Source organism: Ruegeria sp. CF8 (assembly GCF_056537285.1).
Genome location: NZ_JBQFRG010000002.1, coordinates 253,002 through 270,600, shown reverse-complemented (window position 1 = coordinate 270,600; position 17,599 = coordinate 253,002). Strand labels below are relative to the sequence as shown.

At 55.2% G+C, this 17,599-nt stretch carries 14 protein-coding genes; 10 read left to right on the top strand and 4 right to left on the bottom strand.

Annotation, left to right across the window (positions count from 1 at the left end):
* Positions 1-14: 14 nt before the first annotated feature.
* The 6 genes from ACR0EV_RS05860 to ACR0EV_RS05835 all read left to right on the top strand — a co-directional run bounded on the left by ACR0EV_RS05860 (position 15) and on the right by ACR0EV_RS05835 (position 7,126).
* Positions 15-1,040, top strand: coding sequence for an FAD:protein FMN transferase (locus ACR0EV_RS05860; protein WP_480799226.1), 1,026 nt, complete (start codon positions 15-17; stop codon positions 1,038-1,040).
* Positions 1,041-1,054: 14 nt separating this feature from the next.
* Complete coding sequence (gene nqrM, locus ACR0EV_RS05855) at positions 1,055-1,291, top strand: (Na+)-NQR maturation NqrM (RefSeq protein ID WP_171094920.1); 237 nt, start codon at positions 1,055-1,057, stop codon at positions 1,289-1,291.
* A 70-nt stretch (positions 1,292-1,361) separates the two neighbouring features.
* Positions 1,362-3,032, top strand: a complete 1,671-nt coding sequence (locus ACR0EV_RS05850; protein WP_480799225.1) for a sulfatase-like hydrolase/transferase — start codon at positions 1,362-1,364, stop codon at positions 3,030-3,032.
* A 102-nt stretch (positions 3,033-3,134) separates the two neighbouring features.
* Entirely contained in the window at positions 3,135-4,652 is a 1,518-nt protein-coding gene (gpmI, locus tag ACR0EV_RS05845; protein WP_480799224.1) for a 2,3-bisphosphoglycerate-independent phosphoglycerate mutase, read from the top strand.
* Positions 4,649-5,779, top strand: coding sequence for a murein hydrolase activator EnvC family protein (locus tag ACR0EV_RS05840; RefSeq protein WP_480799223.1), 1,131 nt, complete (start codon positions 4,649-4,651; stop codon positions 5,777-5,779). The genes gpmI and ACR0EV_RS05840 overlap by 4 nt, the downstream gene beginning before the upstream one ends.
* Before the next feature lie 6 nt (positions 5,780-5,785).
* Positions 5,786-7,126 carry a S41 family peptidase gene (locus tag ACR0EV_RS05835; protein WP_480799222.1) on the top strand — a complete coding sequence of 447 codons (1,341 nt, stop codon included), beginning with the start codon at positions 5,786-5,788 and terminating at the stop codon, positions 7,124-7,126.
* A 112-nt stretch (positions 7,127-7,238) separates the two neighbouring features.
* Here ACR0EV_RS05835 and ACR0EV_RS05830 read toward each other — a convergent pair whose 3' ends face one another.
* The 3 genes from ACR0EV_RS05830 to ACR0EV_RS05820 all read right to left on the bottom strand — a co-directional run bounded on the left by ACR0EV_RS05830 (position 7,239) and on the right by ACR0EV_RS05820 (position 9,976).
* Positions 7,239-8,765 (bottom strand): MFS transporter, encoded by a 1,527-nt coding sequence (locus ACR0EV_RS05830; RefSeq protein WP_480799221.1) that lies wholly within the window; start codon positions 8,763-8,765, stop codon positions 7,239-7,241.
* Between the two features lie 78 nt (positions 8,766-8,843).
* Positions 8,844-9,203: a hypothetical protein gene (locus tag ACR0EV_RS05825; RefSeq protein ID WP_480799220.1), complete on the bottom strand. Its 360-nt coding sequence runs from the start codon at positions 9,201-9,203 to the stop codon at positions 8,844-8,846.
* Between the two features lie 11 nt (positions 9,204-9,214).
* Positions 9,215-9,976, bottom strand: a complete 762-nt coding sequence (locus tag ACR0EV_RS05820) for a DUF6478 family protein (protein WP_480799219.1) — start codon at positions 9,974-9,976, stop codon at positions 9,215-9,217.
* Between the two features lie 249 nt (positions 9,977-10,225).
* On the opposite strand from ACR0EV_RS05820, the gene ACR0EV_RS05815 reads away from it, so the two are divergent.
* From ACR0EV_RS05815 to ACR0EV_RS05800, 4 genes are read left to right on the top strand one after another with little or no spacing between them, the layout of a single operon-like run.
* Positions 10,226-13,333, top strand: a complete 3,108-nt coding sequence (locus tag ACR0EV_RS05815; protein ID WP_480799218.1) for an ABC transporter transmembrane domain-containing protein — start codon at positions 10,226-10,228, stop codon at positions 13,331-13,333.
* Complete coding sequence (locus tag ACR0EV_RS05810) at positions 13,326-14,210, top strand: CPBP family intramembrane glutamic endopeptidase (RefSeq protein ID WP_480799217.1); 885 nt, start codon at positions 13,326-13,328, stop codon at positions 14,208-14,210. Before ACR0EV_RS05815 ends, ACR0EV_RS05810 begins: the two co-directional genes overlap by 8 nt.
* A 60-nt stretch (positions 14,211-14,270) precedes the next feature.
* Complete coding sequence (gene accD, locus ACR0EV_RS05805; RefSeq protein ID WP_480799216.1) at positions 14,271-15,200, top strand: acetyl-CoA carboxylase, carboxyltransferase subunit beta; 930 nt, start codon at positions 14,271-14,273, stop codon at positions 15,198-15,200.
* Positions 15,197-16,471, top strand: coding sequence for a bifunctional folylpolyglutamate synthase/dihydrofolate synthase (locus ACR0EV_RS05800; protein WP_480799215.1), 1,275 nt, complete (start codon positions 15,197-15,199; stop codon positions 16,469-16,471). The genes accD and ACR0EV_RS05800 overlap by 4 nt, the downstream gene beginning before the upstream one ends.
* A gap of 62 nt (positions 16,472-16,533) precedes the next feature.
* Here ACR0EV_RS05800 and zapE read toward each other — a convergent pair whose 3' ends face one another.
* Positions 16,534-17,592 carry a cell division protein ZapE gene (zapE, locus tag ACR0EV_RS05795; RefSeq protein WP_480799214.1) on the bottom strand — a complete coding sequence of 353 codons (1,059 nt, stop codon included), beginning with the start codon at positions 17,590-17,592 and terminating at the stop codon, positions 16,534-16,536.
* Positions 17,593-17,599: the final 7 nt, after the last annotated feature.

Sequence of the window (17,599 nt, the reverse complement as noted above, 5' to 3'; positions counted from 1 at the left end):
CCGGAGCTCGCCCCATGCGTCTTTTGCCTTTAGTGGCCCTTGTTGCCCTTCTTTCTGGCTGCTTTTTGGACAAGGAGCCCGAAGTGGTCCGTTTGTCCGGTGAAACGATGGGAACCACCTTCAACATCACTGCTATCGGCGATGATCTGGACGAGACAAAACTCGCAGCCTCGATCGATGAGACATTGGCTGAGGTCAACGCGAAAATGTCGAACTGGGACCCAAATTCTGAGGTCTCTGTCTTTTCAGCGTCGACTAGTACAGAGCCGATGACTGTCTCAGACGAATTCGCTCTGGTCATCGCTGCTGCAAACGACGTGCACGAAAAAACCGATGGCACTTTCGATGTGACCCTGGGCCCACTGATCGAACTATGGGGGTTTGGCCCTCGTAAGCCCGAAGATCCAGTGCCGTCTGATGCTGACATCCAAGCCGCATTAAACGGCGTCGGCCAAAGTCGTTTGCTGACGCTGGATACCGAAGCCGGGACTCTTGCGAAATCTGACGCCAGCGTCGGTATCAACCTGTCTGCAATTGCCAAGGGATATGGCATCGATGCGGTTGCCGAAGCCTTAAGGGACGCCGGAATCGAGAATTACCTGGTTGAGATTGGTGGTGATCTGGTCGCCATGGGTCAGAACGAAAAGGGCGAAGCTTGGCGCATCGGCATCGAAAAACCGGAAACGGGCAGTCAGAGCATTCAGCTGATCGTGTCAGTGAATGACCTGGGCATGGCCAGTTCGGGCGACTACAAGAATTTCTTCGAACAAGACGGCGTGCGCTATTCGCATATCATCGATCCGACGACGGGACGCCCGATTACGCACCGAACAACCTCTGTCACCGTTTTGGCCGAAAACGCGATGATGGCCGATGCCTGGGCCACCGCGATGCTGGCTTTGGGTCAGGAAAAGGGCCTGAAACTGGCTGAAGAGCATAAACTTGCCGTGTATTTCATCTCGCGGGATGTGACAGGCGGTAAAGAAGCTTATATTACTGCCCATAGCACCGCGTTCAAAGACGCGTTGGAATCGAACTGACTGGTGGAGCTGAGATGAGCACTTTTATTCTGGCTTTTATTCTTCTCGCCCTCGTCATGGTGGGTATGTCACTCGGCGTCATGCTGATGGGCAAGACCATCAAAGGCAGCTGTGGTGGTCTGAATGCCATCTCGGGTGCTGATAAATGCGTTGTCTGCCAAAAAGACGTCGATCCCAACAGCCCGTTGCGCGATCAGCTGCAATGCAAGCGCGCCAAGAAGATGCTGGAGCAGATGGAACGTCAGGCCTGAAGCAAAGTTTTGCTTCGCACTGCGGACGGAAATGGCTAACTAGGTCTCCATAAGGTTTGGGGGCGTGGTATTGGCCAAGGCAAAAAACATCCTGTTCATCATGTTCGACCAGCTGCGCTGGGACTACCTGAGCTGTTACGGGCATCCACACCTGCACACCCCCAACATCGATCGCCTGGCAGCCAAAGGCGTTCGGTTTAACCGTGCTTACATACAATCGCCAATCTGCGGTAGTTCGCGCATGTCGACCTATACAGGTCGGTACGTGCATTCGCATGGGGCGTCTTGGAACGGTATTCCGCTCAAAGTCGGCGAGATCACGATGGGCGATCATCTGCGCAAGGCGGGTATGGACTGCTGGTTGGTCGGCAAAACCCACATGCGGGCGGACGCGGAAGGCATGGCGCGGTTGGGGCTGGAACCTGACAGCCTGATCGGTGCCCGGGTTGCCGAATGCGGCTTTGACGTTTTCGAGCGCGATGATGGAATGCTACCCGAGGGCCCCGAAGGGTATTACGATCCGGACGGAGCAAAGGAATATAACAAGTTCCTCAAGTCCAAGGGGTATGAGAGCGACAATCCCTGGCATGATTTTGCCAATTCAGGTCTGGATGATGATGGCAACGTGCTGTCTGGCTGGTTTTTGAAAAACGCGCCCGAAGCCGCCAATATCGCCGAGGAAGACAGTGAAACGCCTTATCTGACAGGGCGCGGTATCGAGTTCATGGAATCACATGACGGACCGTGGTGCTGCCACCTAAGCTTTATAAAACCCCACTGGCCTTACATCGTGCCAGAACCTTATGCGTCGATGTATGGGCCTGAGCATGTTTTGCCCGTGGTGCGATCCGAGGCTGAGCACCAACATGCGCATCCGGTGCTCAAGGCGTTCATGGACACAAAGATTGGTCAGACTTTCTCACGACAGGACGTGAGAGAGGCCGTGATTCCGGCCTATATGGGTTTGATCAAGCAAGCCGACGATCAGATGGGTCGATTGTTCGAATGGATGGAAAAAACCGGGCGGATGGACGACACGATGATCGTTCTGACATCGGATCACGGTGATTTTCTGGGCGATCACTGGATGGGGGAAAAAACGTTTTTTCACGATGCCTCGACCAAAATGCCGCTGATCATTTACGACCCATCGCCCGAGGCAGATGCGACACGCGGAACGGTCAGTGATGCGCTGGTCGAGTCCATCGATCTGGCGCCAACCTTTGTTGATGTGGCAGGCGGTGACGTTGCCACTCATATCCTTGAAGGTCATTCTTTGCTGCCCATTCTGCATGGAAAAACAGATGAGGAGCCCCGCGACTTTGTCATGTGCGAATACGATTACTCAGGCTCACCGATCGCTGATATCGTGGGAGTGTCGGTTCGGGATGCAGTGATGTTCATGGTTGCCAACAAAAAGTGGAAGCTGATCCATTGCGAAGGCGGGCACAGACCAATTCTGTTTGATCTTGAAAACGATCCTCAAGAACTGAACGATCTGGGCAACAGCGCTGACCATGCAAACGTGATCGCCGAGATGTATGATCACCTGTTCGCTTGGTCACGGCGACCGTCACAACGCACAACCCGGTCGGAACAGCAATTGATCGACATGCGCACTAAAAGCCGAGGCAGAGGCATCGTCTTGGGGGTATATGACGAAAACGACGCGCCTTTGGACCTGACTGTGAAGTACCGCAATCGAAAGGCACGTCCATACAAGAGCTACCTCAAAGAATAACGCCTCTGCGTCTATTAAATCTTTTTCACCTGCCCAAAGGTGGTTCACCCGCCGAAGGCAAGGCGATAGAAGAGGCGCACGAGCAGTAATCGGAGAGTTTCTATGGCCGCGCCCAAACCTGTTGTCTTGTGCATTCTCGATGGGTGGGGTTTGTCCGAAGACACCAAAGCCAATGCGCCGTATCTGGCAAATACGCCGACTTTTGATGCGATCATGGACAATGGCCCTCATGCAACACTGATCACCCATGGCCCCGATGTGGGTCTGCCCAGCGGGCAGATGGGCAATTCAGAGGTTGGCCACACCAATATCGGTGCAGGTCGCGTTGTCGCCATGGATTTGGGTCAGATTGATCTGGCGATCGAAGACGGCTCGTTTTTCGAAAATGAAGCCCTGCAACAATTTATCGCCAAAGTGAAAGCGGTGGGCGGGACAGCGCATCTTATGGGGCTGGTCTCGGACGGTGGCGTGCACGGGCATCTGAACCATATCGTCGCCGCAGCGACAGCGATCACCGATGCGGGTGTCCCAGTTGCGCTTCACGCAGTCACCGATGGGCGTGACGTTCCACCAAAATCGGCGCTGTCCTATATCGCGGAACTGGAAGAGCGTTTGCCTGAAAACGCGCGCATTGTGACCGTCTGTGGACGCTATTTTGCCATGGACCGGGACAATCGCTGGGAACGTGTTAGCGAAGCCTATGACGCGATGATCAAGGGGCAGGGAAGGGCAGCGCAAAACGCCCATGGTGCGGTTGATCATGCCTATAACCAGTCAGAGTCAGATGAATTCATCACCCCGACCGTTCTTGAAGGTTACACGGGCGTTCAAGACGGCGACGGGTTCTTCTGCCTCAATTTTCGTGCTGATCGGGCGCGGGAAATCTTGCGGGCCATTGGAGAACCCGGATTTTCCGATTTTGACACAGGGCCGCGGCCCAATCTCTCGGCGCTGCTGGGCATGGTCGAATATTCGGACGGCCACAACGCCTATATGACGACGGTTTTCCCGAAGCGGGCCATTGTGAACACATTGGGGGAATGGGTGGCCAAACAAGGGCTGCGCCAGTTCCGATTGGCTGAAACCGAGAAATACCCACACGTAACTTTTTTCCTGAACGGCGGCAAAGAGACGCCTGAACAGGGCGAAGACCGTTTTATGCCGAAGTCGCCAAAGGTTGCTACCTATGATCTGCAACCTGAAATGTCGGCGGCGGAGGTGACAGCCAAATTTGTTGAGGCCATCGAAGACGGGTACGACCTGATTGTCACAAACTATGCCAACCCCGACATGGTGGGCCATACCGGTGATCTGAAGGCGGCGATCAAAGCGTGTGAGGCTGTGGATCAGGGTCTGGCGGAAGTCGTTGCAGCTCTGAAAAAGGCCGGGGGAGCGATGATTGTCACCGCCGATCACGGCAATTGTGAAATGATGGTCGATCCCGAAACGGGTGGTCCGCATACCGCTCACACACTGAACCCGGTGCCGGTGGCACTGGTCGGTGGGCCTGAAGGGACGCAATTGCGGCAGGGGCGTTTGTCGGACCTGGCCCCCACGCTGCTTGAACTCATGGGCCTGCCAAAACCTCCCGAGATGACTGGGGAAAGCCTTTTGTCATGAAACTGGTGGCCTTTGCGGCTTTTCTGATCTCAGCATCTTCGGCTTTGGCCCAGACCGACTCGTCGCAGGCGGCGCTTGAGGCGGCAGAGATGCTGGAATCGGCCTCTGTCTCTTTGGCCGAAGCCGACAGCGCAAGAGATCGGGTGCGTGCGCTTACCCAAACGATCCAGGCCTATGAAGCGGGATTGAGCGCGATGCGTGAGGGGCTGCGCCAGGCCGTAACCCGCGAAGCTCAGTTAAGCGCCGAACTGCGGGCCAGCGAAAAGGATGTCCGGCAGTTGATCGGCGTCTTGCAAACCATCGAAACAACAGAACCTCCGGTTTTGATGTTACACCCTTCAGGACCTTTGGGCGCGGCGCGCGCGGGTATGATGCTGTCCGAGGTCACGCCCGGTTTGAACGCCAAAGCGCAGGCTCTGGCGGATGATCTGAACGAAGTGCAGACACTGCGTCTGTTACAGCAAAGCGCATCGGAAACCCTGACAGAAGGTCTCAGCGGGGTGCAGGATGCGCGCACGCGCTTGAGCGAGGCCATCGCCGATCGCACGGATCTGCCCAGACGATTTGTCGAAGATCCGGTACGCACGGCCATTTTGATTTCTTCAACGGAAACGTTGGATGGGTTTGCAAGTGGTCTGTCCGAAATCTCGGAAGGTGAGATCATTGAAACCGATGCGGATGTTTCAGGTCAGAAAGGGCAGATTGCTTTGCCGGTTCAGGGCGTCTTGCTGCACCAGGCTGGTGAAACGGACGCTGCGGGGGTGACACGCGCCGGTCTGGTGCTTGGAACCCGCCCGCGTGCCTTGGTCACATCGCCCACGGCGGCCACGATCCGGTATCGAGGCCCCTTGTTGGATCTGGGGAATCTGGTCATTCTTGAACCGCAACCGGGGCTTCTTTTTGTGTTTTCCGGCTTGCAAGAGGTCTATGGCAACCCCGGGCAAGTGATCCCTGAGGGCACTCCGGTGGGTTTGATGCCCGGTGAAACGCCGGAAATTGGCGCAATATTGTCAACAAGCGGTGATGGCACTGGAACTGATCGCTCAGAAACGCTCTATATAGAGGTAAGAGAAGATAATAGCCCCGTGGACCCGGAAACATGGTTCCGGACCGACAAGGATGGATAAGCGAGTATGAAGAGATTTGTGATGGCCGGTCTGGCCGGAACTGTGGCAGGTATTCTTGCAACAACCCAGATAGCAGGACCCCTGCTGGCGCAAGAGGCTGAAAATAAGGCCAGCGTCTATGAGCAACTGGATCTGTTTGGCGACATTTTTGAACGCATCCGCGCGCAATATGTCGAAGAGGTCGAACCAGAAGAGCTGATCGAGGCCGCCATTGATGGCATGTTGACCTCGCTTGACCCGCATTCCAGCTATCTGTCGCCCGACGATGCCGAACAGATGCGTGTGCAGACGCGTGGTGAGTTTGGTGGGCTAGGCATCGAAGTCACGCAGGAAGACGGTTTTGTCAAAGTCGTATCGCCAATTGACGACACCCCTGCCGACGCAGCCGGAATTGAGGCTGGTGACTTCATCACGCATGTCGATGGTGAAAGCATTCTGGGCCTTACGCTGGACAAGGCTGTTGATCTGATGCGTGGCCCGGTGGGTTCCGAGATTGTGATCACCGTCGTACGCGAAGGTGAGCCGGACCCATTCGACGTTACGATCATTCGTGACACGATCAAACTGACCGCTGTTCGTGCACGCACCGAAGGCACCAGCGTGGTTCTGCGAGTGACTACGTTCAACGACCAGACCTTCCCGAACTTGCAAGAAGGTTTGCAGGAACAGATCGAGGAAGCCGGTGGCATCGATAAGGTCAATGGATTTGTCCTGGACTTGCGCAACAATCCGGGTGGCTTGCTGACTCAGGCGATCAAAGTTTCGGATGCGTTCCTGAACGAAGGTGAAATCGTTTCGACCCGTGGCCGCGATCCGGAAGAGGGCGAGCGCTTTAATGCATCGCCCGGCGATTTGGCCGAAGGCAAACCAATCGTTGTTCTGATCAATGGTGGTTCAGCTTCGGCGTCCGAAATTGTGGCAGGCGCCTTGCAGGACCACCGGCGCGCAATCGTGGTGGGTACGAAAAGCTTTGGTAAGGGGTCTGTACAGACAGTCATGCCGCTGCGCGGTGACGGGGCCATGCGCCTGACCACGTCGCGCTATTACACACCATCTGGTCGTTCTATTCAGGCCTTGGGTGTCAGCCCGGATATCATCGTGGAACAGCCTCGTCCGCAGCCCGAAGCTGAGGAGGAAGAGGACAGCCGCTTTACTCGGTCCGAGGCCGAGCTGCGTGGCAGCCTGGACAATGACAGCCTCAGCGAGGATGAAATTCGCCAAATTGAAGAAGACCGCGCCAAGGCTGAAGCGACGGCTGAACTGCGGGAAGAGGATTACCAGTTGGCTTATGCCATCGACATCCTCAAAGGTCTGTCCGCTTTCAATCCGAATGGTCCTTCTCAATAACTCAATCAGGGCCGCGATGAACGCGGCCCTTTTTCTTTGAGCGCGCGGCTGGTTCCTATTCGAAATAGGCCACTGGTTTGGATCGCGGGAGTCAGCAGGTCTTGAAAGCGTTCTAGCTTTCGATCTTGTGCAGTTTCTTTTCGTCCAGCAATAGCGCCAGCACGATACCCACCGATACGGATATTGTCGAAAAAACAAACGCCATGCTCATGCCGCTGTTAAAAGCATCGGACAATGCGGATTGAACCTTTGCCATGTCGCCGGCGCTTAAGCGGCTGATCACCGCATGGGCAGACGCCGTATCCAGAGTACTGCCATTGATTGCCTTTAAATCCGTCTCAGATAGTTTGACACCTGCGGCATGCAGGCCATCGCGCAGTTTGGAAAGGCTGACGACATACATTACGGCAGTGGCACACGCGACGGAAATGGCACCATAAACCAGATGGGTCATAAAGCTTAGCCCGCCGACAAGCCCGGCGCGCTCGGGCTTAACCGCACAGACGGCAGCTGTTCCCGATGGTCCAACGGTGAGGGTCGCGCCTAACCCGATCATCGCCATGCCCGGAAGAATGCGGAAATAACCCAGATCGCTTGGCAGGATGACAACTGATGCGGCGCCGATTGTGGCAATCACATAACCCCAGAACAGCAGTCGCTTGGGTCCGAAATCATTGTACAGCGTGCCTGAAACAATTGACCCTACCGCCAGCAAAACGGTCAGCGGGGCCAGCCCCAACGCGGATTCAAACGCCGACCAGCCCAGTACTTTTTGCATGTACTGTGGAAAATATAGCAAGCCAACAAAGGCGGCGGAGACGTTGAACATATTCAGTCCAAGCGTGATCCTGAATTCGCGGTTCTGCATCATTTGCGGCAGCAGCAAAGGCTCGGTAACGCGTTTTTCTATCTTGGGGAACAAAAGGAACAGCACGGCGCTGATGAAAAAAAGCATCAACAACGGTACCGACGTCCATCCCCAATCTGCGCCAACATCCAGCGCATATAGCAAGAACAGAACCGCAAACGCCAAGAGGCCCATGCCAGCCAAATCGAGATGCTCGTCTTGTTTGTGCTGCGTTTCGCGCTCCATCAGGATTAGGGCGGTGGCCATCGAAATGCAGGAGAAGACGACATTGGCAAGGAAGAAGTAACGCCATTCGCCCAAGTTTACGGCCAATCCGCTGATCATCGGACCAAATACATTGCCGGTGGTCACACCTGCAAGAATGAGCCCCATTACAAGCGCCCGATGTTCAGGTTTGGACACTTTAGTTGCCCCAAACGCAAGTGTGCAGGGCCAAACACAGCCAGCGCCGATGCCTTGCAGCGCGCGCGCCAGGATCAAAAAATCAAGGTTGGGCGAGACGAAGCACATCACCGACGAAAACAGGAAAATGCACAGGCCGATGATCATCATTTTTCGATGACCGTACATATCGCCGAGACGTCCTCCGGCTACCATGGTCATCGCAAAAAACAGGGCGTAGATATTCAAAACCCATTGGGTGCTGGTGATATCGGCATCAAAGCTGTTTTCAATCGCGGGGACCAGCATCAGTGCACCGGTAAAATCAATGCCGATGCCAAATCCTGTCACCATCAACGCGATGACTTTTACAATACTACTGCGGTCCATCTACGGCACGATCCGATTTGAATACGCCCATGATGCACGGAAATTGGTATAAAAGATAGAGACTTGGCTTAGTCGGGCTTAGTCGTCGCCCCGACAAACCCGGCGGAACGCGCGTTTCAGCATGTCCAGTTCAGCTCGCAACAACGCGACTTCGGCCCTCAGATCATCTGCTGCTGGCTCACCTGCGATCATGGTGAAATCTCCAAGCTTCTCCGCTGTTGCCAGATCGGTGATGACAAAGCTGTGGACACCCTCAGACAGAGCTGAGACGGGAACCGTTATACTCAGGTCCCATCCGCTTTCATCGGGTGTAAGGATGACGTTCTCCAGTGTTTCGCCCTGGTATCGCACGCCAACCGAAGGTTCCTGTTCCGACTGAATGTGACCTTGCCAAATCCCGTCTTCGAACCGGATAAACGTCAAGTTAGTGTGTGTCATTTCCGATGGCCTCACAGATCGGCACGATGAAAGCGGCAGAACGTCAAGTCCCGCACCACCATCCGGTTCATACTTGGAGTCTCAAAGATCAAATCTATCCAGACCTTTTCGATACGACGCTCATTCAGGGGCAGATGAGCCAGATCGAAATCTACGGTATTCTGGTCGTCAGACGCGATCAACTGGCGCAGTACCTGCTCAGAATTGGGACCGTGTTGAATATTGAGGCGCGCGAACAGCCCGGTGGATCGTTCGCAGTTAATTACAGTGTCCATCCGTATCAAATGCTCACGCGTAAGGTTCTGTGTCGCGCCGCTCGGCAGATCGACGGACACCGAAAGGAACGAACCTTCAAAACTGAAGACTTCAACCGCCAGACTGAACGGGGCCAAATCGCCTGTATCCCGATTTCGGATTTGGCGCACGGCTATTTCGGACAGGGGGCAGTCATGAAACAGGTTGACGTGCGCATCCAAGGCCGTTTTGCGCGGGGCCGAAGCAACGCCGGGTTGGGCCAAAGGGCCGCGCCAGAGGTCCGGTCTGCAACTCCAGTCCGTTCCGACGGGCTTGGCAAACTGTTTGGATCCGATCTTTGGGCGGATAAGGCGGGAATCGGCCGCTTGAATCAACCGATCAAGATGGCTCCGCAACGCACGCGCCTGATCACGCTGCTGCCGCAGGTCCGATTGACTCGCTTCTTGCACATGCTGCGCAGCCCGCCGCCAACGGTCCAGTGTCTTGCGATAAAGATAGCGATCCAGAATCCTGCCCATGGCCTCGTCGTCCGATACACAGCCTCTTTAGTCAAGACGCCTCAGGGAACAAACCCGCAATAACGAAATTGCGATCTTTGCCCCTCGTTTTTTAGTTGGGTGCAAAGCAAAATTCGGTTAGGCGCGAACGGATGCATGCGTACCTGTCTCGCCTTGCAAAGGGCAGAGTCAGCGCGTACCGTCGGGCCCTGCAACATGGGTCACCCAGTTTTAGCCACACATCCGTTTAGCTATCGATAAGGCCAGTGAATGGAGCCCACATTATTTTCTTTCATATGGAAGTACTCGAAGAAACAGCAGTTGGTCTTGTTGTTGCTGACAGTGCTGTCATTTCCGTTCCTCTACGCCTCGTTGGAACTGCCCAAGCAGATTATCAATGACGCCATCGGTGCTCCGGGTGATACGGTTACCATTTGGGGTATTACGGTATCGCAAGTCCACTACCTGTTGATATTGTGCGTAGCGTTTCTGGGCACTGTGATCGCCAGTGGATTGATGAAGATGCGCATCAATACGATGAAGGGCGTCTTGGCCGAGCGTATGCTGCGTCGACTGCGTTTTACGCTGATTGAACGTTCGATGCGCTTTCCAAAGTCCTATTTCGCAACGACCAGCCAGGGCGAGCTTGTTTCGATGATCACATCCGAGGCCGAGCCGATGGGTGGTTTGATGGGCGATGCAATTGCGCAGCCCGTATTCCAGTTCGGTCAAATGATGACCATTGTCACATTCCTGTTCATGCAAAGCGTGTGGTTCGGGCTGGCAAGTATCGCGTTGATCCCGTTACAGGCTTGGTTGATTCCTAAATTGCAGCGCCAAATCAACCTGTTGAACAAAGACCGTATTCAGGAAGTTCGTCGCCTGAGCTCGGAAATCGGTGAAAGCGCTGCGGGGATCAGTGACCTGCGCACCAATGGCGGCTGGCGCTATCGTCTGGCCCAGTTCAGCGATCGTTTGGGGAAACTGTTCGAGATCCGCTTCAAGATCTACAACAAGAAATTCTTCATGAAGTTCCTCAACAATCTGATCACTCAGATGACGCCGTTCCTGTTCTATTCTGTAGGCGGCTATCTGGCGATCACGGGTGAGGTGACGGTGGGTGCTTTGGTTGCGGCACTTGGGGCCTATAAGGACCTGAGTGGCCCTTGGAAGGATTTGCTGACCTACTACAATCAGGTTCAGGATATGTCTTTGCGGTGGGAAGTCGTAACTGAACGGTTTGCCCCCGACAACATGATACCCGAAGAGTTGTTTTCTGGCGAACCCGACGCAATCCCACGCTTGGATGGGGCAATTGAGCTGCGCAACGTGACGGTTCGCGATAGCGACGGCAAAACCATTCTGGAAGATCTGGATCTGACGATTCCGCACGGTGCGCGCGTTGCCATACAGTCTTCTCACGCTTCGGAAAGAAGCGCGCTGGGTCAGCTATTGACCCGCGAGATTCTGCCGGTGCAAGGGGACGTGATCGTTTCCGATCACAACTTGAAGACCTTGCATCAAGCGGTTATTGCAGCCCGGATTGGCTATGCCTATTCGCGCCCCTATCTGTTTGATGGAACGCTGGGCGATAACCTGATGATGCCGTTGCGCACACATCCCCAGCATAGCGCTGAAGCTCAGAGAACGCCGTCCCGCAAACAAATCGAAGCAGTCCGGTCAGGTAATCCACCAGATTCGCTGGACGATGAATGGATCGATCCCGGTCTCGCAGGTCTGGATGATATCGAGGATATTCGCGATTGGTGGTTCGAACTTGTCGAAGCAATGGGCATCGACGAATTCATGTTCCGTCGTACGTTACGTACGCAATTTGATCCTGAAATTCACCCCGTTTTGGCACGTGAAGTGGTCAAGCTTCGGGAAACGATTGCCGAGCGTTTGAAAGACAAAGGTTTGGACCGGTATGTCTATCGCTTCGATCCGGAACGTTTTAATCCGGCGGTGCCACTGGGCGGCAATCTGCTTTATGCCGCGCCTGCCCGAGATATCTCTCCGGACTTTCTTGTCGAGGACGCCCGCTTTGTAAAAATGCTCAGCGTTCATGATTTGGCCGACGAAGCTCTGAGCATTTCCAACGCGGTTTTGGACACTCTCGGTAAAACATTCGGACGGGACGGCGCGGATCACCCCTTGTTCCTGCGGCTTGGCATGTCGAAAGAGATGTTTCACCGGTTGCTCGACATCGAAGATCAACGCAAAGCCAAGGGCGAAGAAGAACTTAGCCCGGAAGACCGCGCTTTGCTGCTGACTGTGCCTTTCCTTTTGACGGCCGAGCAGATTGGCCCGGATTTCCCCGAAGAATATAAGGACAAAATCCTGACGATCCGAAAAAGCCACGCCGAGCGTTTGCGCGACGCATTGGATGGGTTGTTTACGCCGGTCACTCCCGATCTTTATGTCCCTCGACTGACAGTGATGGAAAACGCGATCTATGGGCGTGTGTCCTTGTTGGCGGGCGCCCATGCGGAAGAAATCGAAGATGTGGTGGCCGAGGCGATGAACGAAGCGGGCCTGCGCCGCAGGGCTGCCGCCATTATCTATGATCTGCCGTCTGGTTTGGGCGGGAACAACCTGCCGACCGTCTTTCAGGAACGCGCCGCATTTTCACGCGCTGGGATCAAGCGCCCCGATGTCTTGATTCTGGACAAGGCGCTGGCCAGCCACGATTCAGAAAGCCGGTTGCGAACCCGACTGAAACTGCGAGAGCTTTTGCCGGACTCCATCATGATCTTCATGGAAGATCATTTTGCCCATCCCGAAGCCTATGATCTGTTTGTAGAAATCAAGGACGGAAGGATCGACGGAGTATCCCGCACCAAACCCGAGGGTTCTGGTGGCACGACCGACGATCTGAGCCGGAAGCTCGAAATTCTTTCGGCCACCGAGTTGTTTTCAGGTCTGGACGGGCGAAACCAGCGGCTGCTTGCTTTCTCGGCCCAATGGTACGAAGTCAAGGCCGGGCAGGTCATCTTCTCGCGTGGGCAGGCGCCGGACGCCGCTTATCTGTGCATTTCGGGTCAGGCTCGGTTGGATTGGTTCAACGAAGACGGAACACGACGCCCGATTTCGATCATCGAACCGGGGCGCCTTATTGGTGACTTGTCCATCATCACGGGTGAAGACCGCCAATTGGATCTTGTCGCGACAGAGGACTGCCTTTTCCTGCGTATAGGGGCCGAAGAATTGCGTGCTGTGGTGGAAAGCGACGCAACCGTTGCCACGCAGTTACTTCGAACAGTTGCGGGTTACCTGACGACACTGTCCAACAGGATTTCCGCTGCTCAAAACCCAGAAGAAGTACTTCCTTCTGTGACGCAGGAAGAAAAACCGGAGAGTTCGAATAACCATGCCTAAGGCCTATATCGCGCATGCTTATTTGACAGAAACCGCGCTTAAGCGGCCTGAACTGTGGCGCCTGCTTCTGGGTCTATTGCTCATCGGTGTTCTGGTAAGCCTTCTGAACATGGTTTTCTTTGCGGTGCTTGTGGCGATGGGTCCGAACGAGTGGGCACAGGATCTCTTGTCAGGAAGATCGCCCTTGGCATTGATTCTGTTGTTGGGCAGTTTTGGGTTCATAACTTTCGCGGTGGCCATCGCAGCACACAAGCTGCAACACCGAACACTTTGGTCCATCATAGGTGACCGCAGTGTGGCCGTGACGCAGTTTGTCAGAGTTTTGAAGGCCTTGCTGATACTCGGCGTTATCGGATTTCTGCTGCCTCCCTATGGTATGGGAGGAGAACTGACCCAAAATTTGTCGCCGACCACTTGGGTGCTTTTGCTTCCAGTTTCTGCATTTGCCGTCCTGATTCAGGTCAGTGCTGAAGAAATCCTGTTTCGCGGCTATATACAGCAAACCCTTGCAGCACGGTTCAACTCGCCGGTCATTTGGATGGGTGTGCCATCGGTTTTGTTTGCAGCAGGCCATTACTCGGTCGACGCGGCGGGGGGCAACGCGCTGTTGATTGCGCTTTGGGCCTTTGTTTTTGGCCTGTTGGCTTCAGATCTGACGGCCCGAGCAGGAACTTTAGGGCCTGCCATAGCTCTGCATTTCTTCAACAATGTCATCGCTTTATTGCTTATCTCTTTACCCGACAGCCTGAGCGGGTTGGCTCTGTTTGTCCTGCCCTTTGACATGTCCGACGCAGACCAACTAAGGCCTTGGCTTATGGTGGATCTGGTGATGATGTTCGTTTGCTGGCTGGCCGCGCGACTTGCGCTCAGGCGCTGATTGCATTTCCTTGCGTTGCGTCTTATTTGACGTCAACACCGTATAAGCCAAGGTTCCGACATGAACTGGATCACAAACTACGTCCGACCCCGGATCAACTCGATTTTCTCGCGCCGTGAAGTGCCGGAAAACCTCTGGCACAAATGCGACGAGTGCGGAACGATGCTGTTCCACCGCGAGCTGGCCGAGAACCAGAATGTCTGCACCCAGTGTGGCCACCATATGGCAATTACCCCGCGTGACAGGTTCAAGCACCTGTTTGATGGCGGTATTTTCACGGACGTTGATGTTCCGGCCCCCAAGGACGACCCGCTGCAATTCCGTGATCAGAAAAAATATCCGGACCGCATGAAAGCAGCGCAGAAAAAGACCGGTGAAAAAGAGGCCATGCTCGTGGCAGTAGGCGAAATTGGACGCACTCCGATTGTTGCCGCCGCGCAGGATTTCTCTTTCATGGGCGGGTCGATGGGCATGTATGTCGGCAACGCGATCATCGCTGCCGCGCAAGAAGCCGTTAAGCTTAAGCGCCCGCTTATCCTGTTTTCGGCCGCAGGCGGCGCACGGATGCAGGAAGGTATCCTCAGCCTGATGCAAATGCCCCGTACAACCGTTGCAGTCGAGATGCTGAAAGAGGCGAACTTGCCTTACATCGTCGTTCTGACTCACCCCACCACCGGGGGTGTAACCGCGTCTTACGCCATGTTGGGCGATGTCCATATCTCGGAACCCAACGCATTGATTTGTTTCGCTGGTCCGCGTGTGATTGAACAAACGATTAGGGAAAAGCTGCCCGAAGGGTTCCAGCGCGCCGAGTATCTGCTGGATCATGGTATGCTGGACCGAGTAACAAAGCGTACCGAAATGCGTGATGAGCTGATTACCATCACCCGGATGCTAATGAACCAGCCTCCGGCAATTGTGGGCGAACTGCCCGCACCAGAGCCCGAAGAAACAGCTGAGGCACCGGCCGAAGAGACCAGCCAGAAATGACCGCTCAGACATCTGACGCCATTCTTGACCGGATGATGGCGCTACACCCCAAGATCATTGATCTGACCTTGGACCGTGTCTGGCGATTGCTGGCGGCGCTTGACAACCCACAGCTCAAGTTGCCTCCGGTCATTCATATTGCTGGAACCAACGGCAAAGGATCCACGCAGGCCATGATCCGCGCGGGGCTCGAGGGGGCAGGGCATTCAGCACACGCCTATACGTCGCCTCACTTGGCACGATTTCATGAGCGCATCCGGCTGGCCGGAGAACTGATCTCAGAACCCGATCTGACCGCGGTTCTCGACGAATGTTACGCCGCCAATGGCGGTGAAAACATCACCTATTTCGAAATCACGACCTGCGCGGCTTTGTTGGCCTTCGCCCGAGAAAGAGCGGATTACACCCTGCTTGAAGTCGGTTTGGGCGGGCGATTAGATGCTACTAACGTGGTCCAAAATCCTGCCGTAACTGTGATTACACCGGTATCGATCGATCACGAGCAGTTTCTAGGCAACACATTGGGCAAGATCGCCGCTGAAAAGGCCGGTATTATCAAACCCGGTGTACCCTGCATCGTCGGCCCCCAACACGACGAAGCCCTTGAGGTCATCGAATATACTGCCGCTCGTCTGGGCGCTCCGTTGATGGTCTATGGTCAGCACTGGCAGGTTCATGAAGAAAACGGACGCCTGATCTATCAGGACGAGATCGGATTGCGGGATCTTCCATTGCCCAACCTTCTTGGTGCGCACCAAATTCAGAACGCAGGCGCAGCCCTGGCCGTTCTGCGCCACATGGATATGGGTGACGACGCTTATGAGGCTGCCGTGACCAAAGCCGAATGGCCAGCCCGTATGCAACGCCTGAAAACCGGCCCGTTGATCGAACAGGCACCACAGGCCGAGCTTTGGTTGGACGGCGGTCACAATGCAGCAGCAGGTATCGCGCTGGCGGATGTGCTGGCCATACTGCCGCAGAAACCGACGCACATGATCTGCGGTATGCTCAACACAAAGGATGTGACTGGATATCTCGCACCTCTGGCCGAGCAAGCGGCAAGCCTGACTGCCGTTTCGATTCCGGGCGAGGCCGCGACACTCACTGCAGATGAAACTGCGGCGGCGGCGGCGAAGGTCGACTTGCCCGCAACTACTGCAGGCAGCGTGTCGGATGCGCTGGCGGCGATTATAAGCCAAGACCCTCAAGCGCGTGTGTTGATCTGCGGCTCGCTCTACCTTGCAGGTAATGTCTTGCGCGAAAATGGCTAACTCTTCTTTTGTTTGAAAACACCTTGGGGGAGGCGCGCGCAGCGCGGCGGGGGCAAAGCCCCCTAGGCGCCCCAATCTTTGTCCTGCATCTCCCGCAGGCGTGACGCGGTGCGCTCAAATTCGAACGTCCCTTCACCTTCTACATAGAGCATTTCAGGCTCGGCCGCCGCGGAACAAATCAAGCGTACCTTTGCCTCGTAAAGCGCATCGATAAGGGTTACGAACCGTTTGGCTTCATTGAAGTTGTTCCGCGACAAGCGCGGGACATCTTCCAGTACCAGCACCTTTACTGCCTCGGCAATCGCCAGATAATCAGCAGGCCCCAACATCCGCCCGCACAGGTCATAAAACGATGCCCGTGCAACCCCATTGCGAAAGGCGGGCAGTTCCACCGCGCGGCTATTGACTTGTAACACAAGCGGTTCGGCAGGGCCGCCCGCAAGATCTTTCCAGACCTCTCGTATGTTCTGCCGGGCTTCTGGGCCGATTGGCGTGAAATAGACAGGCGCGCCTTCCAACCTGTTTTGGCGGTAATCGGTTGGCGATACAAGTTCCCAGACCCTCAGCTGTTCTTTGATATGCGCGATGAAAGGCAGGAAAAGTTGCCTGTTCAACCCGTCTTTATAAAGATCATCCGGGTGCCGGTTTGACGTCGTAACAACAACGACACCGCCCTCATGCAACAGATCGAACAGACGTCCAACTATCATCGCATCGGTAATGTCGGTGATCTGCATCTCATCAAATGCCAGCAACCGGACGGACTTGACCACGTCCTTTGCCACCGGAGCCAGAGCATCTTCGACATTCTCTTGTCGGGCTTTATGCATGCCTGCGTGAATTTCTTGCATGAACGCATGAAAATGGACGCGCCGCGCGGGTATTTCGCCAAGCGTTTCGACGAACATGTCCATCAGCATCGATTTTCCACGCCCGACACCGCCCCAAAGATACAAGCCCTCGGGAGGTGGGGGTGCTTTTCGGAAGAACCCGCGTTTGACTGGCTCGGACAGTGCGGCACGGATGCGTTCGAATTGGGGAAGAACGGCCTCTTGCGCGTCGTCGCGGGTCAGAGTTCCATCCGCGACGCGGGCCTCGTATAGCGATATCAGATCCGTCATGACACCG